The organism is Streptomyces sp. NPDC021562, from assembly GCF_040640875.1.
Classification (GTDB): domain Bacteria; phylum Actinomycetota; class Actinomycetes; order Streptomycetales; family Streptomycetaceae; genus Streptomyces.
In genome coordinates this window covers 1-23,647 of record NZ_JBFACN010000049.1, presented here as the reverse complement: position 1 = coordinate 23,647, position 23,647 = coordinate 1, and the positions used below count along the sequence as shown (strand labels likewise).

25 protein-coding genes are annotated in these 23,647 nt (G+C 73.6%); 22 read left to right on the top strand and 3 right to left on the bottom strand.

The features are described from left to right. Positions 1-46 precede the first annotated feature (46 nt). From AB0G52_RS39725 to AB0G52_RS39690, 8 genes are all read left to right on the top strand, one after another. The gene (locus tag AB0G52_RS39725) at positions 47-2,536 is read left to right on the top strand and encodes a SpoIIE family protein phosphatase (RefSeq protein ID WP_132893785.1); all 2,490 of its coding nucleotides are present in this window, start codon (positions 47-49) and stop codon (positions 2,534-2,536) included. A gap of 135 nt (positions 2,537-2,671) precedes the next feature. Beyond that, positions 2,672-3,397: a methyltransferase domain-containing protein gene (locus AB0G52_RS39720; protein ID WP_132893784.1), complete on the top strand. Its 726-nt coding sequence runs from the start codon at positions 2,672-2,674 to the stop codon at positions 3,395-3,397. Positions 3,398-3,488: 91 nt separating this feature from the next. Next, complete coding sequence (locus AB0G52_RS39715; RefSeq protein ID WP_132893782.1) at positions 3,489-4,322, top strand: M55 family metallopeptidase; 834 nt, start codon at positions 3,489-3,491, stop codon at positions 4,320-4,322. After that, complete coding sequence (locus tag AB0G52_RS39710) at positions 4,315-5,619, top strand: M20/M25/M40 family metallo-hydrolase (RefSeq protein ID WP_361343966.1); 1,305 nt, start codon at positions 4,315-4,317, stop codon at positions 5,617-5,619. Before AB0G52_RS39715 ends, AB0G52_RS39710 begins: the two co-directional genes overlap by 8 nt. Before the next feature lie 16 nt (positions 5,620-5,635). Next, positions 5,636-7,570, top strand: coding sequence for a prolyl oligopeptidase family serine peptidase (locus AB0G52_RS39705; RefSeq protein ID WP_361343963.1), 1,935 nt, complete (start codon positions 5,636-5,638; stop codon positions 7,568-7,570). A gap of 50 nt (positions 7,571-7,620) precedes the next feature. Next, positions 7,621-8,544: an LD-carboxypeptidase gene (locus AB0G52_RS39700; protein ID WP_361343982.1), complete on the top strand. Its 924-nt coding sequence runs from the start codon at positions 7,621-7,623 to the stop codon at positions 8,542-8,544. A gap of 40 nt (positions 8,545-8,584) precedes the next feature. After that, positions 8,585-9,139, top strand: a complete 555-nt coding sequence (locus AB0G52_RS39695) for a GNAT family protein (RefSeq protein ID WP_361343960.1) — start codon at positions 8,585-8,587, stop codon at positions 9,137-9,139. 60 nt (positions 9,140-9,199) lie between these two features. Continuing rightward, positions 9,200-11,059 (top strand): DUF5107 domain-containing protein, encoded by a 1,860-nt coding sequence (locus AB0G52_RS39690; RefSeq protein ID WP_361343957.1) that lies wholly within the window; start codon positions 9,200-9,202, stop codon positions 11,057-11,059. Here AB0G52_RS39690 and AB0G52_RS39685 read toward each other — a convergent pair whose 3' ends face one another. Further along, the gene (locus AB0G52_RS39685; RefSeq protein WP_361343954.1) at positions 11,060-11,410 is read right to left on the bottom strand and encodes a VOC family protein; all 351 of its coding nucleotides are present in this window, start codon (positions 11,408-11,410) and stop codon (positions 11,060-11,062) included. An 87-nt stretch (positions 11,411-11,497) separates the two neighbouring features. Here AB0G52_RS39685 and AB0G52_RS39680 point away from each other — a divergent pair, with 87 nt between their 5' ends. The 13 genes from AB0G52_RS39680 to AB0G52_RS39620 all read left to right on the top strand — a co-directional run bounded on the left by AB0G52_RS39680 (position 11,498) and on the right by AB0G52_RS39620 (position 20,296). Continuing rightward, positions 11,498-11,950 carry a phage holin family protein gene (locus AB0G52_RS39680; RefSeq protein WP_361343951.1) on the top strand — a complete coding sequence of 151 codons (453 nt, stop codon included), beginning with the start codon at positions 11,498-11,500 and terminating at the stop codon, positions 11,948-11,950. Positions 11,951-12,163: 213 nt separating this feature from the next. Then, positions 12,164-14,011, top strand: coding sequence for a transketolase (locus AB0G52_RS39675; RefSeq protein ID WP_132893769.1), 1,848 nt, complete (start codon positions 12,164-12,166; stop codon positions 14,009-14,011). Next, positions 14,008-14,985: a non-homologous end-joining DNA ligase gene (gene ligD / locus AB0G52_RS39670; RefSeq protein ID WP_361343948.1), complete on the top strand. Its 978-nt coding sequence runs from the start codon at positions 14,008-14,010 to the stop codon at positions 14,983-14,985. The genes AB0G52_RS39675 and ligD overlap by 4 nt, the downstream gene beginning before the upstream one ends. 45 nt (positions 14,986-15,030) lie before the next feature. Further along, a complete protein-coding gene (locus AB0G52_RS39665; protein WP_361343946.1) occupies positions 15,031-15,393 on the top strand; it encodes a gas vesicle protein in 363 nt (120 codons plus the stop codon). Between the two features lie 46 nt (positions 15,394-15,439). Next, complete coding sequence (locus AB0G52_RS39660; RefSeq protein ID WP_132893764.1) at positions 15,440-15,874, top strand: gas vesicle structural protein GvpA; 435 nt, start codon at positions 15,440-15,442, stop codon at positions 15,872-15,874. After that, the gene (locus tag AB0G52_RS39655; RefSeq protein ID WP_361343943.1) at positions 15,871-16,644 is read left to right on the top strand and encodes a GvpL/GvpF family gas vesicle protein; all 774 of its coding nucleotides are present in this window, start codon (positions 15,871-15,873) and stop codon (positions 16,642-16,644) included. The genes AB0G52_RS39660 and AB0G52_RS39655 overlap by 4 nt, the downstream gene beginning before the upstream one ends. A 4-nt stretch (positions 16,645-16,648) precedes the next feature. Beyond that, entirely contained in the window at positions 16,649-16,912 is a 264-nt protein-coding gene (locus tag AB0G52_RS39650; protein ID WP_132893760.1) for a gas vesicle protein GvpG, read from the top strand. After that, positions 16,909-17,580, top strand: a complete 672-nt coding sequence (locus AB0G52_RS39645) for a DNA primase (protein ID WP_361343939.1) — start codon at positions 16,909-16,911, stop codon at positions 17,578-17,580. The genes AB0G52_RS39650 and AB0G52_RS39645 overlap by 4 nt, the downstream gene beginning before the upstream one ends. Then, entirely contained in the window at positions 17,577-18,683 is a 1,107-nt protein-coding gene (locus AB0G52_RS39640; RefSeq protein WP_361343936.1) for an SRPBCC family protein, read from the top strand. The genes AB0G52_RS39645 and AB0G52_RS39640 overlap by 4 nt, the downstream gene beginning before the upstream one ends. Further along, complete coding sequence (locus AB0G52_RS39635; RefSeq protein WP_132893756.1) at positions 18,680-19,027, top strand: gas vesicle protein; 348 nt, start codon at positions 18,680-18,682, stop codon at positions 19,025-19,027. The genes AB0G52_RS39640 and AB0G52_RS39635 overlap by 4 nt, the downstream gene beginning before the upstream one ends. Then, positions 19,024-19,830, top strand: coding sequence for a GvpL/GvpF family gas vesicle protein (locus AB0G52_RS39630; RefSeq protein WP_361343933.1), 807 nt, complete (start codon positions 19,024-19,026; stop codon positions 19,828-19,830). Before AB0G52_RS39635 ends, AB0G52_RS39630 begins: the two co-directional genes overlap by 4 nt. Next, on the top strand, positions 19,827-20,015 hold the full coding sequence (locus AB0G52_RS39625) for a gas vesicle protein (protein WP_046730146.1): 189 nt from the start codon (positions 19,827-19,829) through the stop codon (positions 20,013-20,015). The genes AB0G52_RS39630 and AB0G52_RS39625 overlap by 4 nt, the downstream gene beginning before the upstream one ends. A 17-nt stretch (positions 20,016-20,032) precedes the next feature. After that, positions 20,033-20,296 carry a gas vesicle protein K gene (locus AB0G52_RS39620; protein WP_132893807.1) on the top strand — a complete coding sequence of 88 codons (264 nt, stop codon included), beginning with the start codon at positions 20,033-20,035 and terminating at the stop codon, positions 20,294-20,296. A 25-nt stretch (positions 20,297-20,321) separates the two neighbouring features. Here AB0G52_RS39620 and AB0G52_RS39615 read toward each other — a convergent pair whose 3' ends face one another. Beyond that, entirely contained in the window at positions 20,322-21,137 is an 816-nt protein-coding gene (locus AB0G52_RS39615) for a methyltransferase domain-containing protein (protein WP_361343930.1), read from the bottom strand. A gap of 139 nt (positions 21,138-21,276) precedes the next feature. Beyond that, the gene (locus AB0G52_RS39610; RefSeq protein WP_361343927.1) at positions 21,277-22,764 is read right to left on the bottom strand and encodes a phosphatase PAP2 family protein; all 1,488 of its coding nucleotides are present in this window, start codon (positions 22,762-22,764) and stop codon (positions 21,277-21,279) included. Between the two features lie 79 nt (positions 22,765-22,843). Here AB0G52_RS39610 and AB0G52_RS39605 point away from each other — a divergent pair, with 79 nt between their 5' ends. Continuing rightward, positions 22,844-23,503 carry a histidine phosphatase family protein gene (locus AB0G52_RS39605; protein WP_132893748.1) on the top strand — a complete coding sequence of 220 codons (660 nt, stop codon included), beginning with the start codon at positions 22,844-22,846 and terminating at the stop codon, positions 23,501-23,503. Positions 23,504-23,647: the final 144 nt, after the last annotated feature.

The window sequence follows — 23,647 nt, the reverse complement described above, 5'->3', positions numbered from 1 at the left end:
GCGGCACAGATCTTTTGCGGAGCCGTGGGGAGAGAGGGCCTGGGTCATGGACCGTGGCAGCGAGCGGGACGCACCTGCCGGCCTCGGTGCCGGAGACGGCGCGGTGGGCCGCATCCCGCTGGCCGTGGTCGTCGTCGACCGTGCCGGCCGGGTCTCCCACTGGAGCACCGGCGCCCGACGGCTCTTCGGCGCCGCCAGGGAGGAGGCGATCGGCCGCGCCGTCCTCGACCTGCTGCCCGTCTCCGGCGCCCTCCCCGAGGACGACGACGAGATCACCCCGTACGGGGCCTACGCGGCGTACGACGGACTCGGCCCCGACCTGGAGTCGTCCCTCGACGGACGGCTGAACTTCCCGGCGGCGGGCCGCGCCCGCCTCACCGTGCCCACGCGGAGCGAGCCGGCGACACCCGCGCCCGAAGGACGGGGCAGCGACCGCACCGACGTGCTCTGGTGGGCGTACCCGCTGGTCGGCCCCGGGGACGAGCGGCTCCTGGTGCTGGCCGCCGACGCCGAACGGCTGCACAGGGCCGAGCAGGAGGAGGGCGTCGCCGTCGAGCGGATCGCGCCCGGCTTCGCCCTGCACACCGACTTCCCCGGCGCCGAGGAACTGGCCCGCAGGCTGCCCGAGATCCTGCCCAGCATGAGCGTGGACGAAAGCGCCCGGATAGTCGCCCAGGTCCTCGAACTCGGCTACCCCATCCTGGAGTTCAGCCAGAACGACCGGGTGCCGGTCACCCCCGACTGGGGCGTCGCCCGGCGCACCGAGCGCAAGGCCCGCCGAGCGCGCGCCGCGCACGCGGCCGCCCAGGGGCTGCCCGTCCCCGCCGAACTCACCGACGACGTGGCCGAGGACCTGGAGTACGCGGCCGTCCGCGAACGCCTGGAGTTCCTCAACGAGGTGAGCGGGAAGATCGGCACCTCGCTCGACCTGTCCCGCACCATCGTCGAGGTGAGCAGAGCCGTCGTGCCCCGCTTCACCGACGTCGCCGGCACCTACCTGCGGGAACAGGTCGTCGCCGGTGAGGGGTTCCCGGACGGCGTGCCCGACACCACCACCATGTGGCACCGGGTCGCCCTGGAGCACACCGACGAACCCGGCCGCTGGGACGACGTCGTACCGATCGGGGAGGCCATGCCCTTCCCGGCGCACACCCCGTTCTTCCAGTGCATGACCAGCGGCGAACCGGTCCTGGTCCCGCACATCAGCGAGGAGATGGGCCATGCCATCGCCTCCCAGTTCGAGAAGCGCGACATCCGGCCGCTGATCACCGGCCGTTCGATGCTGGTGGTGCCGCTGAAGGCCCGCAACGTCGTGCTCGGCTTCATGATCCTGCTGCGCCACCCGGAGCGCGAGCTGTTCAACGACATGGACCGGGTCACCGGCGCCGAACTCGCCGCCCGCGCGGCCCTCGTGCTCGACAACGCCCGCATGTACACCTTCCAGGAGAGCGTCGCCGAGACCCTCCAGGACAGCATGCTGCCGCACATCCCGCCCCGGATGGCCGGCTGCGACATCGCCACCCGCTATCTGCCCGGCACCCTGCTCGGACGGGTCGGCGGCGACTGGTTCGACTCCGTGAAACTCCCCGGCGCCCGCACCGCGCTGGTCGTCGGCGACGTCATGGGCCACGGCCTCAACTCGGCCGCGATGATGGGCCAGTTGCGCACCGCCGTCCAGACGATGGCGGCGATGGACCTGCCGCCCGCCCAACTCCTGCGCAACCTAGACGACTTGGCACAGCGCCTCGGTGACTCCTACCTGGCCACCTGCCTCTACGCCGTCTACGACCCGATCGAGGGCGAACTGCACCTCGCCAACGCCGGCCACATCCCACCGGTCCTGGTGCGGGCCGCCGACGGCCGCAGCGAACTCCTCGACCTGCCCACCGGTGCGCCCATAGGGGTCGGCGGGGTCGCCTTCGAGTCGCTGCGGGTGCGCGTCGAGCCCGGCGACCGGCTGGTGATGTGCACCGACGGCCTGGTCGAGATGCGCGGCGAGGACATCGGTGTCGGCCTCGCCACGCTCTGCGAGTCCGCCGCCCACCCGGCCGCCTCCATGGACCAGGCCTGCGACACCATCATCCGCGCGCTCAACACCCGAGGCGGCCGCAAGGACGACGTCGCCCTGCTGATGGCCCGGCTCAACGGCATCGCGCCCGAGGACGTCGCCGAGTGGCGGCTCGCCCTCGACCCGGCCGAGGTCGGCCGGGCCCGCGCCGTCGTCCGCGAACAGCTGCACGACTGGGGTCTCGGGCGCCTCGCCGACCCGGCCGAACTCATGGTCAGCGAACTGGTCACCAACGCCGTACGGCACTCCCACAGCCGTCCGGTGCAGCTCCGGCTGATCCGCGGCGAGACCCTGCTGTGCGAGGTGGACGACGACGACCACACCCTGCCCACCCTGCTCAACGCCCGCCCCGACGCCGACGCCGGACGCGGACTGCGGGTGGTCAGCACCCTGGCCCGGGAGTGGGGCACCAGCCGTACGTCCGCCGGGAAGACCGTCTGGTTCGAACTCACCTCGCGGCGCCGCTGACCCAGGGGGCGCAGGTTCGCCGAACGGGTGGTGAAGGAACGCGCCGGGCGCTTGTGGCCGAAACGTGCGCAGGGTAAACCGTACTGGCCCGTCAGTGCTGACGGTCATCTGCGGTTTCACCCTGGGGAGTTGGCCATGAGCGTGACTAGTCGGAACCGGCATGCGTGGGAGGGCTTCTGGCGAGAAGCACCCGACGAACCGGGGGCGGTGTTCTGGGACGCCGACCCGGACGTGACCGCGGCGGTCCACGTCGCCCTCTTCGAACCCCACCTCGTCGACCCGGGTCTGCCCCTGGTCGACCTGGGCTGCGGCAACGGCACCCAGACCCGCTTCCTCGCCCAGCACTTCCCGCGCGTCCTCGGCACCGACATGTCCGAGGCCGCCCTGGAGCACGCCCGGCACGCCGATCCCGCGGGACAGGCCCGCTACCGGCTCCTCGACGCGGCCGACAAGACCGAGGCCCAGGCCCTCCACCTGGAGCTGGGCGACGCCAACGTCTACATGCGGGGCGTCCTGCACCAGTGCGAACCGGACGACCGGCAACCACTGGTCGACACCATCGCCACCCTGGTCGGCAGCCGCGGCCGGGCCTTCCTCGTGGAACTCGCCGAGGCCGCGGGGCCCCTCCTCGGCGGCCTCGCGCAGAGCCCGTCGGGCCCGCCGCCCAAGCTCGCCCCGGTCTTCCGGCACGGCATAGCCCCCGGCGAGGTCGCCGACGACGCGGTCCCCGGCTACCTGCGCAGCGCCGGCCTCACCGTCCTGGCGAGCGGTGAACTTCCGCTGACCACGACTGAGTTCACCCCGGACGGCGAGCTGATCGTGCTGCCGTCCCGGTGGCTGCTCGCGGGCCGGGAGGGCTGAGGGAGCACGCGGGGGCCGGGCGGGGGGTGGGCGGGCGCGCTGCCGCCCGCCTGCTGGCCCGGCCCTCCCGCGACGCGTAACGTGACGGTCCATGAAGATCCTCATCAGCGCCGACATGGAGGGCGCCACCGGGGTGACCTGGCCCGGTGACGTGCTGCCGGGGACACCGCAGTGGGAGCGGTGCCGGTCGTTGTTCACCTCGGACGTGAACGCCGCCGTCCTCGGCTTCTACGACGGCGGCGCCGACGAGGTCCTGATCAACGAGGCCCACTGGAGCATGCGCAACCTGCTCCTGGAGCAGCTCGACGAACGCGCGGAGATGATCACCGGCCGCCACAAGTCCCTGTCCATGGTCGAGGGCGTCCAGCACGGCGACGTCGACGGGATCGCCTTCGTCGGCTACCACACCGGCGCCGGCATGGCGGGCGTCCTCGCCCACACCTACCTCGCCAACTCCATCACCGGGGTCTGGCTCAACGACGTCCGCGCCAGCGAGGGCCTGCTCAACGCCCACGTGGCCGCCGAGTACGGCGTCCCGGTCGTCCTCTTCACCGGCGACGACCTTGCCTGCGAGGACGCCCTCGGCTACGCGCCCGAGGCCCTCAAGGTCGCCGTCAAGGACCACGTGTCCCGGTACGCGGCGGTGTGCCGGACCCCGGCCAGGACGGCCGGGGACATCCGGGCCGCCGCCAAGGAGGCCGCCCGCCTCGCGGTGCGGCACGAGCCCGTGACCGGCGGCCCTTTCACGATCGCCCTGGAGTTCGACGCCGAGCACCTCGCCCTCTCCGCCACCGTCGTCCCCGGCGTCGAGCGGATCGGCGAGCGCAAGGTGGCGTACACCGAAGGAACCATGTACGACGGCATCCGCACCTTCAAGGCGGTCACCACGATCGTCTCGGCCGCGGTGGAGGAGCAGTATGGCTGACCAGCAGGCACTGGACGAGGTCGTCCGGTTCACCTCCGAACTGATCCGGATCGACACCAGCAACCACGGCGGCGGCGACTGCCGGGAGCGCCCCGCCGCCGAGTACGCGGCCGAGCAGCTCTGCGGAGCGGGCCTGGAACCGATCCTCCTGGAGCGCACCGAGGGCCGTACCAACGTCGTCGCCCGGATCGAGGGCACCGACCCGGCCGCGGACGCGCTCCTGGTCCACGGCCACCTCGACGTGGTGCCCGCGCGGGCCGCCGACTGGAGCGTCGACCCCTTCTCCGGGGAGGTCCGCGACGGGGTGGTGTGGGGGCGGGGCGCCGTCGACATGAAGAACATGGACGCGATGATCCTCGCGGTGGTGCGCGCCTGGGCCCGGCAGGGAGTGCGGCCGCGCCGGGACATCGTCGTCGCCTTCACCGCCGACGAGGAGGACAGCGCGGTCGACGGCTCCGGCTTCCTCGCCGACCACCACCCGGAACTGTTCGAGGGCTGCACCGAGGGCGTCGGCGAGTCGGGTGCCTTCACCTTCCACGACGGGACCGGGCGGCAGATCTACCCGGTCGCCGCAGGCGAGCGCGGCACCGGCTGGCTCAGGCTCACCGCGCGCGGCCGGGCCGGACACGGCTCGAAGGTGAACAAGGAGAACGCGGTCACCCGCCTCGCCGCGGCCGTCACCCGCATCGGCGAGCACACCTGGCCGCTCCGGCTCACCCCGACCGTCTCCGCGGCCCTCACCGAACTCGCCGCGCTCTACGGCATCGACAGCGACCTGAGCGACGTCGACCTGCTCCTCGACAAGCTCGGCCCGGCCGCCCGGCTGGTCGAGGCCACCGTCCGCAACAGCACCAACCCGACGATGCTGGACGCCGGTTACAAGCTCAACGTCATCCCCGGCGAGGCCGTCGCCTTCGTCGACGGGCGCTACCTGTTCGGCACCGAGGACGAGTTCCGCGCCACCCTCGACGAGCTCACCGGCCCCGACGTCGACTGGGAGTTCCAGCACCGCGAGGTCGCCCTCCAGGCACCGCTGGACTCACCGACGTACGCCAGGATGCGCGCCGCCGTCGAGGAGTTCGCCCCCGAGGGGCACGTGGTGCCGTACTGCATGTCCGGCGGTACCGACGCCAAGCAGTTCTCCCGGCTCGGCATCGCCGGCTACGGTTTCGCCCCGCTCAGGCTGCCCGAGGGCCTCGACTACCAGGCCCTCTTCCACGGGGTCGACGAACGCGTGCCCGTCGAGGCCCTGCACTTCGGCGTCCAGGTCCTGGACCGCTTCCTGCGCACGGCGTGACCGCGAAGGAGACAGCGTGCAGACGAAGGCGTACGGCTCGTGGACCTCGCCCGTCGACGCGGCCCTCGCGGCGGCGCACGACGGCGCCCCGGAGTGGGTGGGGTACGTCGGCGGCGAACCCTGGTGGACCGAACCCCGGCCCGGGGAGGGCGGCCGCCGCACCCTGGTACGGGGCAGCACCCGGGAGTCCGTGCTGCCCGCGCCGTGGAACGTCCGCAGCCGGGTCATCGAGTACGGCGGACTCCCCTGGGCGGGCACCGTGCCCGCCGGCGGCGGCGCCCCACTGCTGGTCTTCACGCACTTCGACGACCAGCGGCTGTACCGGTTCGAGCCCGGCGCCGAACCCCGCCCGCTGACCCCGCCCGGACCCCGCTGGGCCGAACCGCTGCCGGTGCCGGACCGGGGTGAGGTGTGGTGCGTGCTGGAGGAGTTCACCGGGGACGGCCCCGACGACGTGCGGCGCGTGCTGGCCGCCGTACCGCTGGACGGCTCGGCCGCCGAGGACCGGGCCGCCGTACGCGAACTCACCGGCGAGCGGCACCGGTTCCTGACCGGGCCGCGGCTCTCGCCCGACGGGCGGCGGGCCGCCTGGCTGGCCTGGGACCATCCGCGGATGCCCTGGGACGGCACCGAGCTGCTGGTCGGCGAGGTGGGTGACGACGGTCGCCTGCACTCGGTCACCACCGTCGCGGGTGGACCCGCGGAGGCGGTCGCCCAGGTGGAGTGGTCCGCGGACGGCCGCCTGCTGTACGCGAGCGACCGCGGCGGCTGGTGGAACCTGTACCGGGACGGCACACCCCTGTGCCCGCGCGAGGAGGAGTTCGCCGGGCCGCTGTGGCGGCTCGGCTCCCGCTGGTTCGCGCCCCTGGACGACGGGCTGATCGCCGTCGTCCACGGCCGGGGACCGGCCGCGCTCGGCGTGCTCGACCCGGAGACCGGCGAACTGGTCGACGCCGCCGGACCCTGGACCGAGTTCGCCGCCACCCTCGCCGTGCACGGCACCCGGGTCGTCGCGGTCGGGGCCGGCCCGCGCACCGCGCCCGAGGTCGTCGAACTCGACGCCGCCTCCGGCCGGGCCCGGGTCGTCGGCACCCCGCACCACGACCCGGTCGACCCGGCCTACTACTCCGAGCCGCAGGTCCGCACCTTCACCGGGCCGGGCGGCCGGGAGGTGCACGCCCACGTCCACCCGCCCCGCAACCCCGGCCACACCGCCCCCGCGGGCGAGCTGCCGCCGTACGTCATCTGGGCGCACGGCGGCCCCACCAGCAGGGTGCCGCTCGTCCTCGACCTCGCGATCGCCTACTTCACCTCCCGGGGCATCGGGGTCGCCGAGGTGAACTACGGCGGTTCCACCGGATACGGGCGGGAGTACCGGGAACGGCTGCGTGAGCAGTGGGGCGTGGTGGACGTCGAGGACTGCGCGGCCGTCGCGCTCGCCCTCGCCGAGGAGGGCAGCGCCGACCGCGACCGGCTCGCGATCCGAGGCGGCAGCGCGGGCGGCTGGACCGCCGCCGCCTCCCTGACCGGCACCGACGTCTACGCCTGCGGCACCATCGCCTACCCCGTCCTCGACCTCGTCGGCTGGGGCGCGGGGGAGACCCACGACTTCGAGTCCCGGTACCTGGAATCCCTGATCGGACCGCGGGCCGAGGTGCCCGAGCGCTACGCCGAGCGGTCTCCCACCGAGCGGGCCGACCGGCTCACCGCGCCCTTCCTGCTGCTCCAGGGCCTAGACGACGTGATCTGCCCGCCCGCGCAGTGCGAGCGTCTCCTCGCCCGGCTGGACGGCCGGCCGGTGCCGCACGCCTACCTGACCTTCGCGGGGGAGGGGCACGGCTTCCGGCGCGCCGAGACCCTGATCCGCGCCCTGGAAGCCGAACTCGCCCTCTATGCTCAGGTCTTCGGTTTCGACGTGGCGGGGATCCCCGCACTGGAGCTGGTGAAGTGAGTGAAGTGACCGCAGCAGCCGCACCGACGGCAGCGGCCGAGGCGGCCTCGGTGGGCGAACTGACCAGGCCGCCCCGGCTGTCCGCCGGAGCGCGGGTCGCCGTCGTGGCGCCCAGCGGGCCGATCGTGGAGGAGCGGCTCCAGGCGGGGCTCGACATCCTGCGCGGCTGGGACCTCGACCCGGTGGTGGCACCCCATGTGCTCACCCAGGACGCCGAGTTGGGCTACCTGGCGGGCACGGACGCCGACCGTGCGGCCGACCTCCAGCGGGCCTGGTGCGACCCGTCCGTCTCCGCCGTGCTCTCCGCGCGCGGCGGCTTCGGCGCCCAGCGCGTCGTCGACCTGCTCGACTGGGAGGCGATGCGGGCGGCCGGGCCGAAGGCGTTCGTCGGCTTCAGCGACGCGACCGTCCTGCACGAGGCGTTCGCCACCCGGCTGGGACTCGCCACCCTGTACGGGCCGGTGGCCGCGGGCGCCGACTTCGTCAAGAGCGCCGAGGCCCAGGAACACCTGCGGGCCACCCTGTTCGCCCCGGAGACGGTCCGCACGATCCCCTCCCGGGGCACCGCGCTGGTCCCCGGCCGGGCCCGGGGCGTCACGGTCGGCGGCTGCCTGCGCCTGCTCGCCACCGGCGTCGGCACCCCGGGCACCCACCCCGGCGCGCGCGGCGGACTGCTCCTCCTGGAGGACGTGGGCGAGCAGCCGTACAGCCTCGACCGGAGCCTCACCCAGCTGCTGCGGTCCGGCTGGCTCGACGGAGTCGCCGGGGTCCTGCTCGGCTCCTGGGACCGCTGCGGACCGTACGAGGCGGTCCGGGCCATGCTCGCCGACCGGCTCGGCGGCCTGGGGGTGCCGGTGGCCGAGGAGTTCGGGTTCGGACACTGCGCGGACGCCCTGACCGTCCCGCTGGGAGTGACCGCGGAACTGGACGCCGACGCGGGCACCCTCACCCTGACGGAGCCGGCCCTGCGCTGACGGCCCACCCGGCGGCCTTCGCTCCGCGTAGGGTGACGGGATGCCGCACACCGCTTCCCGCTACCTCGCCGAGGGCCCCCGCGTGGGCATCCGCCACTTCACCTACGAGGACGGCGCCGAGTTCATCTCCCGGGCCCGGGAGAGCAAGGACCTCCACCAGCCGTGGCTGTTCCCGCCCACCACCGACGCCGCCTACGCCGGTTACGCGGGTCGGCTGATCGAGGACCGCAGCAAGGCCGGGTTCCTGGTGTGCGAGAAGGACGCCGACGGCGCGATCGCCGGGTTCATCAACATCAACAACATCGTAAAGGGCGGCTTCCAGTGCGGTGCGCTCGGCTACGGCGTGTTCGCGCACGCCGCCGGGCGCGGCCTGATGCGGGAGGCCATGGGGCTGGTCGTCGATCACGCCTTCGGGCCGATGCGGCTGCACCGCCTCGAGATCAACGTCCAGCCGGGCAACGCCGCGTCCATCGCGCTCGCCCGCGGTGCCGGCTTCCGCCTGGAGGGCTTCTCGCCGAACATGATCTACATCGACGGCGCCTGGCGGGACCACGAGCGGTGGGCGATCACGGCGGAGATGCGCGCGCACGGCTGACGGCCTTTGCGCAATCCTGACCGGTAGCTCCCCTGGCCACCTCACCCGCGGCCGGGTTCCATGGTGATCGTGACCAGGATCCGACGTGAGGTACTGACCCTGCCCGCGGCGGAGTTGGGCCCGGACAACCCGCTGCCCCCGCTCCGCCCCCTGAGGCAGCCCGGCCGGGGACAGCCGCTCAGCCTGCTCCCGGTGCGGATCCGCGACGGCTACGGCAGGACCCGCGAGCCCCGTGACCTGGACGCCCTCGTGATCGAGAACGACCGGCTGCGGGCCACCGTCCTGCCCGGCCTCGGCGGCCGGGTCGCCTCGCTCGTCCACCTTCCCACCGGGCGCGAACTCCTCTACCGCAACCCGGTGTTCCAGCCCGCCAACCGCGCACTCAACGGCGCCTGGTACGCCGGCGGCATCGAGTGGAACATCGGCGCCACCGGTCGCACCACCCTGTCCTGCGCCCCGTTGCACGCGGCCCGCGTCCCCGCCCCCGACGGCGGGGAGCTGCTGCGCCTGTGGGAGTGGGAGCGGCTGGGCGACCTGCCCTTCCAGGTCGACGTGTGGCTGCCGGACGGCTCGGACTTCCTGTACGCCGGGGTCCGCGTCCGCAACCCGCACGGACACCCCGTGCCGTTCTCCTGGTGGTCGAACACGGCCGTACCCGAGGACCGCCGGATCGCGGCACCGGCGGCCCACGCCTGGGAGTCCGGGCCCGGACGCCGGCCGCACCGGGTGCCCGCCCCCGCGTACGACGTCATGCCCCCGTACGTCACCGACTGGTGCTACGACGTCCCGGACGGGCGGCGCCGCTGGATCGCCGCGCTCGACGCGGACGGACATGGGCTGGTGCAGACCTCCACCGACGAACTGCCCGGCCGCAGGCAGTTCGTGTGGGGCTCGGGGCCCGGCGGCCGGCGCTGGCAGGCGTGGCTCGGCGCGTCCGGCCCCGGCGGCTACCGCGAGGTCCAGGCCGGCGTCGCCCGCACCGGACGGGAGCACGTCCGGCTCGACGCGGAGAGCGAGGTGTCCTGGCTGGAGGCCTACGGGCCGCTGACGGCACGCCCCGAGGAGGCGGGGGAGGCCCTGGAGTCCGTCCTGCCGCGCGCCGCACTCGACGCCGCCCGGGCCGCCTGGCAGCCGTACGCCGACGCCGAACCCGGCGAGGTCCTCGCCACCGGCTCCGGCTGGGGCGCCCTCGAAGTGCTGCGCGCGGACCGCAAGTTGCCCGGCACGCCGTTCGCCGAGTCCACCCTGGGCGAGGAACAGGCGCCCTGGCTGGCGCTGTTGCGCACCGGCACCCTGCCCGAACCCCGCCGGGTACGGCCCCCGGGACCCACCCTGGTCGCGCCGCACTGGCGGGACATGCTGGAGACGGCACCCGCCACCCCGGGCACCGAGTACCACCTCGGCGTCGCCCAGTGGCACGCCGGGGACCACGCCCAGGCCGTCCGCAGCTGGGAGCGCGCCCTGCGACTCGCCCCGTCACTGTGGCCGTCGCTGCGCTGTCTCGCCGTCGCCGACCAGGAGTACGGGCACCACGAGCGGGCCGCCGAGCGGTACGCCGACGCCTTCGACGACCTGTGCCGGGAACGCCGTGACGACGGCGAGACCTGGACGGCGGCCTGTGCGGCGCTCGGCCGCGAGGCCCTGGAAGCGCTGCTGCGGGTACGACGGGTCGCGGACGCCCGCGCCGTGTGGGAGGCACTGCTGCCCGCGACCCGGGAGCGCGGCCGGTTCCGGCTCCTGGAGGCGGAGCTGCTGCTGGCGGAGGGACGACAGGAGGCCGCCCGGGCCGTGTTCGAGGGCGGCTTCGAGGTCGCCGATCTCCGGGAGGGGGCGGACGCCGTCGGCCGGCTGTGGGCGCGGCTCACCGAGGAGCCGCTGCCCGGCCGGTACGACTTCCGGTCGCGGCCGCCCGGTCCCTGATCAGGCCTGGTGCTGGTCCACGTACTCGAAGATCGAGCCGTCCGGGTGCATCACCAGCAGGTTGCGGCCGACCGGCGTCGGCACCGGCCCCGCGATGATCTGCGCCCCGAGGCCGCTGAGCAGCCGGTGCGCCTCCGCCACGTCCTTCACCGCGATGGTCGCCGCCACCTTGCGCAGCACCTCCAGCTCCGCCTCCGGGCCGCTCATCAGAAGGAACGAGCCGACGGCGGCGACCTGGACGCCGCCGCGTTCGAAACGGCTGGCTCTGCCGCCGGAGAGACGTTCGTAGAAGGGGATCGCGGTCTCGAGGTCGTCGACGCAGATGCGCAGGGAGGCGCCCAGAATCTCCATGCCACGAGCCTAGTTGGCGCGGCGCGGGCCGGGGCGGTCTCCGGTGGTCTCCTGTTATGCCGATTCGGCCCCGGGTACCCGCACGGCATGGAGCACATCGAGCATCTGGAGCATCTGGACAAGGAGCTCGTCGACGAACTGGCGCAGGTCGCCCGCGAGACCGTACGTGACGAACTGCGCGAGCAGGGCCGCAAGCGGCGGCGCACGGCGGCCCTGTACGCCGCTTCGGGAGCGGCCGCCCTGTACGCGGGGGCCGCGGTCGCGCTGGCCGTGGGGCTGGCGCTGGCGCTCGTGCTGCCCGGGTGGGCCGCGGCGCTGATCACCGCGGTGCTCCTCGGCGCGGCCGCCTGCCTGCTGCGGGAGGCGGGCCGGCCGAAGCGGCCGCACGCCTCGCACGCGGCGGCCGGAGGCACGGCCCCCGCCGGGCCGCCGGACGGACTCGGCGTCCCGTACCCGCCGATGCCGCCCACTCCGCCCGCCGTCCCCGCCCCGAACACCCCGGACGCCAGCACCCCGAGCACGCCGCGGCACCGGGCCTGAACCGGCCCGCCCCAGGTGGCACCGCGTGAGCCGCACCGCGACGCGTCCCGGCCGGGACGCGCTCGGCGGGCGGCGTTCGGCGTGCCCGCCTACGGTTACGTGGGAGGCGCCCGCCGCACCTTCGCGGGCGCACCGTGACCGGCGGACTCCGGAGCGTGGCGACCGACCCCGGGTGCGCGCCGCGCAACCGTGACACTTCCCGGAAGGAGCCTCATGAACACCGCCGAACTCGTAGAACTCGCACAGCAGTTGCGGGTGGACAGCGTGCGGGCGTCCGCCGCCGCCGAGTCCGGGCATCCGACCTCGTCGATGTCCGCCGCCGACGTGATGGCGGTCCTGCTCGCCCACCATCTGCGCTACGACTTCGACCAGCCCGGCCACCCCGGCAACGACCGCTTCATCCTCTCCAAGGGCCACGCCTCGCCCCTGCTCTACGCCGCGTACAAGGCGGCCGGCGCCATCGACGACGCCGAACTGCTCACCTTCCGCAAGCTCGGCAGCCACCTGGAGGGGCACCCCACCCCGCGCCGGCTGCCGTGGGTCGAGACCGCCACCGGTTCCCTCGGCCAGGGTCTGCCGGTGGGTGTCGGCATCGCCCTGTCCGGGAAGCGGCTGGAGCACGGCCACTACCGCGTCTGGGTGCTGTGCGGGGACAGCGAGCTGGCGGAGGGCTCCGTGTGGGAGGCCGCCGAGCACGCCGGGTACGAGCACCTCGACAACCTCACCCTGATCGTGGACGTCAACCGGCTCGGCCAGCGCGGCCCCACCCGGCACGGCCACGACCTAGACGCCTACGCCCGCCGCTTCCAGGCCTTCGGCTGGCACACCGTGGAGGTCGACGGCCACGACGTGGACGCCGTCGACCGTGCCTGCGGCGAGGCCGCGTCCACCGCCGGACAGCCCACCGCCATCCTCGCCCGCACCCGCAAGGGCCGGGGCGTCAAGGCCGTGGAGGACCGCGAGGGCATGCACGGCAAGCCGGTGCCCGACGCCGAGGAGGCCATCGCCGAACTCGGCGGCGTCCGCGACCTCAGGGTCCACGTGCAGGAGCCGGCCGCGGCCCGGGCGCCGCACTCCGTGCCCACCGGCCCGCTCGAACTCCCGCGCTACGACCAGGGGGACGAGGTCGCCACCCGCGACGCCTTCGGCAAGGCGCTGGTCGCGCTCGGCACCGCGCGCGCCGACGTCGTCGCCCTGGACGGCGAGGTCGGCGACTCCACCCGCACCGAACTGTTCGGCAAGGAACACCCCGACCGGTACTTCGAGTTCTACATCGCCGAGCAGCAACTGGTCGCGGGCGCCGTCGGCATGGCGGCGCGCGGCTGGGTGCCGTACGCCTCGACCTTCGCGGCCTTCCTCACCCGCGCCCACGACTTCGTGCGGATGGCCTCGATCAGCGGCAGCGGCATCAACCTGGTCGGCTCGCACGCGGGCGCGGCGATCGGGCAGGACGGCCCCTCGCAGATGGGCCTGGAGGACCTGGCGATGTTCCGCTCGGTCTACGGCTCGACCGTCCTCTACCCGTGCGACGCCAACCAGACCGCCAAGCTGGTCGCCACCATGGCCGACCTCGACGGCATCCGCTACCTGCGCACCTCGCGCGGCGCGAGCCCGGTGATCTACGGCCCGGACGAGGACTTCCCGGTCGGCGGCAGCAAGGTGCTGCGCTCCTCCGACGAGGACCGGCTGACGGTGGTCGCCGCCGGCGTCACCCTGCACGAGGCGCTCAAGGCCGCCGACGCGCTCGCCGAGGACGGCATCCGGGTCCGCGTGGTCGACCTGTACTCGGTCAAGCCCGTCGACCGGGAGACCCTGCACCGGGCCGCCGAGGAGACCGGTTGCCTGCTCACCGTCGAGGACCACCACGAGGAGGGCGGCCTCGGTGACGCGGTCGCGGAGGCCTTCACGGACGGCAGGCCCGTACCGCGCCTGGTCAGGCTCGCCGTACGGACCATGCCGGGGTCGGCCGCCCCCGACCAGCAGCTGCACGCCGCCGGCATCGACGCCGAGGCGATCGCGGCGGCCGGCCGGCTGCTGGTCGAGGAGGCGGTCGTGCGGTGACCGACGGCGCCACGCGGCCGGTACGGGCCGGCCGCCGCACGGTGCGACTGCACCGGCCGGACAAGGTCCTCTTCCCCGGCGGCGGGGAAGAGGGCGGCGGCGGGGCGAAGGAGTACACCAAGGCCGACCTCGTCGACCACTACCGCTCCGTCGCGCCCTTCCTGCTGCCCCAGCTGCGCGGCCGCCCGCTGATGCTGGAGCGCTACCCGGACGGCCTGGACGGCCCCCGGTTCATGCAGAAGAACACCCCGGACCACTACCCGGACTGGATCGAGCGGGCCACGGTCGCCAAGGAGGGCGGCACCGTGACCCATGTGGTCTGCGACGACACCGCCACCCTCGTGTACCTCGCCGACCAGGCCTGCGTCACCCTGCACCGCTGGCTCTCCCGCGCCGCCCGGCCCGACCGCCCCGACCGGCTGGTCCTCGACCTGGACCCGCCCGGCGACGACTTCGCCGCGGTCCGCCAGGCCGCCGGCTGGGCCGGTGACCTGCTGGACCGGCTCGGGCTGCCGTCGGCGCCCATGACGACCGGCTCCCGCGGCGTCCACCTCGTGGTGCCGCTGAACGGCGGGCACCCCTTCGACGAGGTCCGCGCGTTCGCCCACGACCTCGCCGAGCTGCTCGCCGCCGAGCACCCCGACCGGCTCACCACCGCCGTCCGCAAGGCCGACCGGGGCGACCGGCTCTTCCTGGACATGGGGCGCAACGCCTACGCGCAGACCGCGGTGGCCCCCTACACGGTGCGGGCCAGGCCCGGCGCCCCCGTCGCCGTACCCGTCAGCTGGGACCAGCTCGCCGACCCCGCCGTGAACGCCCGCCGCTGGACGCTCGCCGACGCCGCCGACCAGGCTCGAAGCAGACCCTGGGCGGGGCTGTCCGGCCGGGGCCGGGCGCTCGGTCCGGCCCGCCGCAAGCTGGAGGCGCTACGCAAGGAAGCCGTCCGGCCGCGCACCGTGTCCGACCGGATGTGAAGGTTTGAGCGGGGTACCTCCGGCCACTCGAACGAAGAGGTGGCCATGACGAACACACACGACACGTCTCAGACACACGATTCACGACAGGAACGCAATCGCGACAACGAACCCGACGCGACCGCGAAGGGCCGGCCCAAGCCCATGGAGGTCCTGCGCCAGGCACGCACCCAGCTCGCCGAACTCACCGGCATGGCCGCCGAGTCGGTGTCCTCCTTCGAGCAGACGGAGGACGGCTGGGCGGTGGAGATCGAGGTGCTCGAACTCGCCAGGGTGCCGGACACGATGAGCCTGATGGCGAGCTACCAGGTCGAACTCGACCCGCAGGGGCAGCTCACCGGATACCGGCGGGTCCGCCGTTACGAGCGCGGACGCGCCGACGGCGCACACAGGTCCGGCGGTCGCTAGACCGCCCGCCCGCGGAGGGTTCCCACGACAAGGAGGTCGGACAGGCATGACCGTAGTACCCGCACAACAGACCGGCGGAGGCGGCTCCAGCGGCCTCTACGACGTGCTCGAACTGGTCCTCGACCGAGGACTGGTCATCGACGCGTTCGTGCGGGTCTCTCTCGTCGGCATCGAGATCCTGAAGATCGACGTACGTGTCGTCGTCGCCAGCGTCGACACCTACCTGCGCTTCGCCGAGGCCTGCAACCGGCTCGACCTGGAGTCGGGTCCCAACAAGAGCCCGGGTCTGCCCGAGATCGTCGGTGAGGTCACCGAGTCCGGTGCCCGCGGCAAGTCCAAGGGCGCGCTGTCCGGCGCCGCCCAGACCATCTCCGACGCCTTCCAGCAGGCCCGTGACGAGCACTCGGGCGAGACCGAGTCCCGGCCGCGTGCACGCAAGTCGACCACGTCCCGCCGCAAGGAGAGGGAGGAGCAGGAGTGAGTACGTACGTCTACGGCATCGCGGCCGCCGGGCACCCCTCCCTGCCCGAGGGCATGGACGGCGTGGGCGACCCGCCCCGCCCGGTGCGGATCCTCACCGTGGGCGAGCTGGCCGCGGTGGTCAGCGAGGCCCCCGAGGGGCTGCGGCCCAAACGGCGGGACCTCCTCGCCCACCAGAACGTCCTGGCGGAGGCGGGGGGCGGCGGCTGCGTCCTGCCGATGCGGTTCGGCAGCGTCGCCCCGGACGACGAGACCGTCGCGGGCGTGCTCGCCGAACGCGCCGATCACTATCTGGAACGGCTGCGCACCCTCGACGGCAGGGTCGAGTACAACATCAAGGCCAGCCACATCGAGGACGCCGTGCTGCACCGCGTGATGTCCGAGAACGCGGAGCTCCGGGCCCTCGCGGAGTCCAACCGGAAGTCCGGCGGAGGCAGCTACGAGAGCCGGCTGCAGCTCGGCGAGATGGTGGCGGCAGCCGTCCAGGCCCGGGAGGCCGAGGACGCGGAGGAGGTGCGGCAGGCACTGGAGCCGGAGGCCGCGGCCGTGAGTGTGGGCCCCGAGTCGACCGGCTGGCTCGCCAATCTGTCGTTCCTGGTGGACCGGGCCGAGGCCGAGAAGTTCCTCGCCCAGGTCGAGCAGTTGCGCAAGAGCCATCCGCACCTCGACGTGCGGATCAACGGCCCGCTGCCGCCGTACAGCTTTGTCGAACCCGGGCCCTCCGAGCCCGCGGGCACCACCGTCGGCGGTGCGGAGGGCGGTCAGGAGTAAGGCCATGGGACTGATCAAGGAGCTGCTGCTACTGCCGTTCGCGCCGGTGCGCGGCAGCGCCTGGGTCGTCGAGCAGGTCGTGCACGAGGCGGAGCGGATCTACTACGACCCCGCCACCGTCCGGGCCGAGCTGGCCCGTCTGGAAGAGCGGCTGGAAGCCGGTGAGATCGACGAGGAGGAGTTCGACCGGGCCGAGGACGAACTCCTCGACCGGCTGGAGACCGCCCTGCGCAACGACGCGGGGCACGGCAATGGGACACGTATATGAATCGCATGGGACTGGGCCTCGCGATCGGGGCCGGATATCTCCTGGGCCGGACGAAGAAGCTCAAAATGGCCGTCGCCGTGGGCTCGATAGTGGCGGGCAAGCGGCTGAACCTGGGTCCGAAGGCACTGCTGGACCTCGCCAACCAGCAACTGCGTGACAACCCGCAGTTCAAGGAGATCGGCGACCAGTTGCGCCAGGACCTGCGCGGGGTCGGCAAGGCCGCCTCCGGCGCCATGGTCGAACGCCAGCTGGGTGCCCTCGCCGACCGGCTGCACGGCCGTACCGCCGAGGTGCGCGACCAGCTGGCCGGCGTCGTACCGGACTCCGGTGACCTCGGTCGCGGTGGCGGCCGGGACGACGAGGACGACGAGGACGCGGAACGCGCCGACAACGGGGCGGACAACGAGGCGGAGGAGGCCGAGGAGCGGGACGACGAGGAGCGGGACGAGGGCGGTCCGGACGAGGACGAGGCGGACGGGCCGGACGCCGGGCGGACGGCGAAGAAGGCCGCCGCCAAGAAGGCGCCGGCCAAGAAGGCGCCCGCGAAGAAGGCCCCGGCGAAGAAGGCCGCCGCGAAGAAGGCGCCGGCCAAGAAGGCCGCACCGGCCCGGGCCGCCGCCAAGAAGACGGCCGGCCGGGCCCGGCCGAAGGGAGGCGGTGACCGGTGAACACCGGACCGATCGGCAACGTGGCCCGCTCCGAGGCCGCCGACCGCCTGAAGGCGGAAGTTCAGGAATACCTCGCGGCCCAGGCCCAGCGCCTGCTGGTGGGCGCGGGGACCAAGCTCGGCGAGGCGACGGGCAAGCTCAACGACATCGCCGAGGGCAACAGCCCCGGATTCGGCAAGCTCGCCCTCGACGCCGGCCGCAAGGTCGCCGAGGGCAAGGGCCCGGTGCGCTCCGCGGTGGAGCTGGGCCTCTCCCACGCCAAGGACACCGTCATGGACAAGGTGAAGAACCTGGGGGGCGGCAAGGGCAAGGGGAAGGGCAAGGGCTCGGGGCAGAAGCCGACGGTCATCATCGAGTCCGTCGACGTCGGCGTCCCGGTGCGCACGGCCTACGACCAGTGGACCCGCTACCAGGACTTCAGCACCTTCGCCAAGGGTGTCAAGAGCGCCGGCCGGGCCGACGACACGACGTCGGACTGGCAGGCCAAGATCTGGTGGTCCAGCCGCAGCTGGAAGGGAAAGACGCTGGAGCAGGTCCCCGACTACCGCATCCAGTGGTCGTCGGAGGGCGCCAAGGGCACCCACAAGGGCGTCGTGACCTTCCACCGGCTCGACGACAACCTGACCCGCGTGCTGCTGGTGATCGAGTACTACCCCAGCGGCTTCTTCGAGAAGACCGCCAACATCTGGCGCGCCTCCGGCCGCCGTACCCGGCTCGACCTCAAGCACTACGCCCGCCACATCTCCATGAAGGGCGAGGTCGACGACGGCTGGCGCGGCGAGATCCGCGACGGCGAGGTGGTCGTCAGCCACGAGGACGCCCTGGCCGAGGAGGAGAACGCCGAGGACCAGGACGAGGGGCAGGAAGAGGAGCCCGAGGAGGGCGAGGAGCCGTACGACGAGGCGGACGAGGGCTCCGAGGAGGACGATGAGGAGGAGGCCGAGGGGTCCGAGGGGTCCGAGGAGCCCGAGGAGTACGAGGCCGACGAGTCCGAGGGACCCGAGGAGTACGAGGACGAGGACTACGAGGAGGACGAGGAGGAGGAACCCGAGGAGGAGCCTGAGGACGAGGACGAGTACGCCGAGTCCGGGAGCCGTCGATGACGATGGCGGGCCGGCTGCCCGAGTCCTACGGCCGGGACGGCGGCGGTGGCGCGAACCTCGCCGACATCCTGGAACGCGTCCTGGACAAGGGCATCGTCATCGCCGGCGACATCAGGATCAACCTGCTCGACATAGAACTGCTCACCATCAAACTCCGCCTGGTCGTCGCCTCCGTCGACCGGGCGAAGGAGATGGGAATCGACTGGTGGGAGCGCGACCCGGAGCTGTCGACGCGCGCCCGGGGCGACCAGCTCACCAGGGAGAACCACGAGCTGCGGGAGCGGCTCGCGGCCCTGGAGGCGCTGGAGGCCGGACGTGGGCAGCGCCAGAGGGAGGACGGATGACCGCACAGGGCGGACTCCGCTATGTCTACGCCGTCTGCCGCCCTTTCGAGGCGGCCCTTCAGGCCCAGCTGACCGGCGTGGGCGGGACCCCGCCGGGGCTGCTCAGGCACCGCGGCCTGGTGGCCGTCGTCAGCACGGTCCCGGAGCGGGACTTCGCCGAGGGGCCGCTGCGCGCGCATCTGGAGGACCTGGACTGGCTGGCCGCGACCGCCCGCGCCCACCAGGGCGTGATCGACGCGCTCACCACGGTCACCACCCCGCTGCCGCTGCGGCTGGCCACGGTGTTCCGCGACGACAGCGGCGTACGGACCATGATGGAGGCCCGCGAGGCCGACTTCCTGGACGCCCTCGACCGGCTCGAAGGGCGGGTGGAGTGGGGTGTGAAGCTGTACGCCGAGCCCGCCGAGCCGGAGCGGGCGTCCGAGCCCGCCGGACGGCCCACCAGCGGACGTGACTACCTGCGGCAGCGACGCTCGCGCACCCGCGAACACGAGGAGAAGTGGCGGGCCGCCGAGGAGTTCGCGCACCGGCTGCACGAGCTGCTGTCGAGCGCGGCCGAGGATTCCCGGCTGCACCCCCCGCAGAACGCCTCGCTGTCCGGCGCCTCCGGGCAGAACCTGCTCAACGCGGCCTACCTGGTGCGGCGCGCGGATTCCGAGGAATTCGTGGAACTGGTCGACCGTACGAAGGACGAGGCGCCGGGAATGCGGGTGGAACTCACCGGCCCCTGGGCGGCCTACTCCTTCACCGAGCCCGTGTCGCGCCCGCAGGAGCAGAAGCAGGAGCAGGGGGAGGCGCGGTGACCGTCGTGGAGCGCCGTGAGGTCGCCCTGGTGGACCTGCTGGACCGGCTGCTGGCCGGCGGGGTCGTCATCACCGGCGACATCACGCTGCGCATCGCGGACGTCGACCTCGTCCGCATCGACCTGAACGCGCTGATCAGCTCGGTCAACGCCCAAGTGCCCGCACCCTGGGGGGAGCCGACGTGAGCGAGCACCGCAACCGGATGGACCTCGACCCGGACACGGTGGAGCGCGACCTGGTGAAGCTCGTCCTGACCGTCGTGGAGTTGCTGCGCCAGCTGATGGAACGGCAGGCGCTGCGCCGCTTCGACACGGGCGACCTCACCGAGGAGCAGGAGGAACGCATCGGGCTCACCCTGATGCTGCTGGAGGACCGCATGGCCGAGCTGCGGGACCGCTACGGACTGCGGCCCGAGGACCTCAACCTGGACCTCGGGCCGCTGGGACCGCTGTTGCCGCGCCAGTGACCCGGCCGTGGCGCCGGGACCGGGCTCACTTACGGCAGAGGATCTCTCCGTGCAGGACGGCGAACCAGCCGTCCTCCTGCTCCGCCCAGTGACGCCAGGCCGCCGAGACGGCCCGCAGATCCTCCGGGCCGGCGTGCCCGCCCTCGGTGGCCCGCTCGGCGTAGGACGAGGCGACGGTGCGGTCCGCCCACAGCCCGCCCCACCACTGCCGTTCCTCGGCGGTGCTGTACGTCCAGGTGCCCGAGGTGGCCGTGATGTCGGTGAGCCCCGCGGCCAGGGCCCAGGACTTCAGCCGCCGCCCGGCGTCCGGCTCACCCCCGTTGGCCCGGGCCACCCGCCGGTACAGCGCCAGCCAGTCCGCCAGCCCCGGCACCGCCGGGTACCAGGTCATCGCCGCGTAGTCCGCGTCGCGTACGGCGATGAAGCCGCCCGGTTTCGTGACCCGGCGCATCTCGCGCAGCGCCTGCACCGGGTCGCCCACGTGCTGGAGCACCTGGTGGGCGTGGACCACGCAGAACGTGTCGTCCGGGTAGTCCAGCGCGTGGACGTCGGCGACCGCGAAGTCCACGTTCGCCAGCCCCCGGCCGGCGGCGGTCGCCCGGGCCTCCTCCAGGACGTCCGGTGCCCGGTCCACGCCGGTGACCCGGCCCTCGGGGACCAGGGCCGCCAGGTCGGCGGTGATGGTCCCCGGGCCGCAGCCGATGTCCAGGATCCGCATGTGCGGCTTCAGCGCACCGAGCAGGTAGGCCGCCGAGTTGGCGGCGGTGCGCCAGGTGTGGGAACGCAGCACCGACTCGTGGTGCCCGTGCGTGTAGACGGCGGTCTCCTGTGGCTTCGACATGGCCCAACCCCTTCGCGTCGCACCGGCGGACGGGGCCGGACGACCCCGTCCCGCGGTGACCGCAACGCTACGCCCGCCACCCGAATGATGAGACCGGCGTTTTGCCATATGGACTGACGGCGCGTCAGTAACGGTCGGGTCAGGGCAGCGGCCGGTACACGGTCAGCGCCTCCGGCAGCTTGTCGACGGTCATCGCGCCGGTCACGTCGACGACCTCGCCGTCGAAGGCGAGCGGGGTGCCGGCCGCGATGCCCGTCAGGCTGAGCCGGCTCACCCGGACCTCGGCGTGCGCGGGGGAGCGGGTGAGCGGGCCCGCGAGCGCGGCGGACAGCAGCCGCAGCGCGGGATGCCGGCCGCCGTGCACCACCCGTACGTCGAGCTGCCCGTCCGCCAGGTCGGTACGGCGACCCGGCGCCAGGCCCATCCGGCGGTAGTGGCAGTTGCCCACGAACAGCAGCCACAACGGGTGCGTCTCACCGCCCAGTTCGACCTTCAGCGGATGCCCGTCGGTGCGCAGCACGCGCACCGCGGCCAGCACCTCGGCGGGCCAGCTGCCGATCCGGCCCGCCCACCGCTCCCGCTCCCGGACCAGCTCCGGATAGACGCCGAGGCTCAGCGTGTTCAGGAAGATGCCCTGCCGGTCGCCGGAGCTGAAACGGCCGACGTCCACCCGGACCGCCGCGCCCTCGCGCACCGCCCGGGCGAGCCCCCGGCCGTCCTCAACGCTCAGGTCGTAGGCGAAGTGGTTGAGGGTGCCGCCGGGCAGTACCGCGAGCGGCAGTCCATGGCGCAGGGCGGTGGCGGCGGCCGCGTTCACCGTGCCGTCGCCCCCGCACACCCCGAGCGCCTGGGCCCGCAGCGCCGCCTTCTCCAACTCGGCCTTCACCTCGTCGGGCTCGCACTCCACCAGCTCCGCCCCGGGCAGCTCGTCGTGCAGCGCCCGCACCCGGTCGGAACTGCCCGACGCGCGGTTGGCGACCACCACGAGACCCTCCCCGTCGGGCAGCGCCGGGGCCTTCGCGCGCGGCCGGGGCGGCGGACCGGTCTGCGCCCGGGTCGGCACCAGGGCGCGTACGGCGAACGCGGCACCGGCGCCGAGCGCCGCGCCCGCCAGCACGTCGCTCGGGAAGTGCACGCCCGTGTACACCCGCGACATGGCGACGGAGAACGCCACCGGCGCCACCACCGCACCCCATCCCGGGGACTCCAGGGCGACACCGGTCGCGAAGGCCGCCGCCGATGCGGCATGCCCGGACGGGAACGAGGTCGTGATCGGCTGCCGCTTCAGCTGCCGGGCCACCGGGACCGGGTCGAGGTGCGGCCGCGGGCGGCGGACCGAGCGCTTGCCGAGGGTGTTGATGGTGAGCGAGGCCAGGGCCAGCGAGGCCAGGCCGCGGGCGGCGGCCCGGCGCGCCCGGGGAGTGCGGGACGCGGCCACCGCGGCGGCCGTCGCGAACCACAGCACCCCGTGGTTCGCGCTGCGGCTCAGCCGGGGGAGCACCGGCTCGGCGAACGGCCAGTTCCGCTCGGCGGCCACCTCGAACAGCCGGGAGTCGAGGCGCAGCAGCCGGTCGCGCAGGGCGTGCCGGCCGGGTTTCGGGAGGGTCAGGTCGACATCTGGGCTCATGCCGGTCCGGTTACCCTGAAGTGGCTGTTTCCTGCCCCTACGCGGTGCGGTCGAGTGAGAACTGAGAGGAAACCCCTGGATGCGCCTGCTCCTCATACGCCACGGGCAGACCCCGGCCAACGTCGCCTACCTCCTCGACACCGCTGTCCCAGGGCCCGGTCTGACCGCCCTCGGCGAGCGGCAGGCGGCGGCCCTGCCCGCGGCCCTCGCCGACGAGGACATCGAGGCGCTCTACGTCTCCACCCTGACCCGCACCCGGCTCACCGCCGCCCCCCTGGCCGCCGCCCTGGGCCTCGAGCCGATCGTCCGCGACGGCATCCGGGAGATCTCCGCCGGCGACCTGGAGATGCTGCCCGGCCACTCCGCGGCCGGTGAGGAGTACATGCGGACCGTGTTCGCGTGGGCGGCCGGTGACACGGGGCTGCGCATGCCGGGCGGCGAGACCGGCACCGAGGCGCTGGGCCGCTACGACGCGGTGGTGGCGGAGGCCGCCGCGAGCGGGGCCGGCACGGTCGCGATGATCAGCCACGGCGCCGCGATCCGGATGTGGACGGCGGCCCGCGCGGCCAACGTCGACGTCCCCTACGCCGCGTCCCGCCCCCTGGACAACACCGGCGTGGTGATCCTGGAGGGCTCCCCGGCCGACGGCTGGAAGGCGCTGTCCTGGGAGGGCGCGGTGGTGGAGCCGACGGGGGCGAGCGGGCCGACGGGGGATGCGCTGGGGGGCGTTTCCGAGTGACGCCGGGTGCGGCCCGGTGGGGGCTGGTCGCGCAGTTCCCCGCGCCCCTTTCAGGGGCGTGCACCGGGCGTACCGCACTGACGCTGCTGCGGGTCAACCAGAAGGACGGCTTCGACTGCCCGGGCTGTGCCTGGCCGGAGCCGG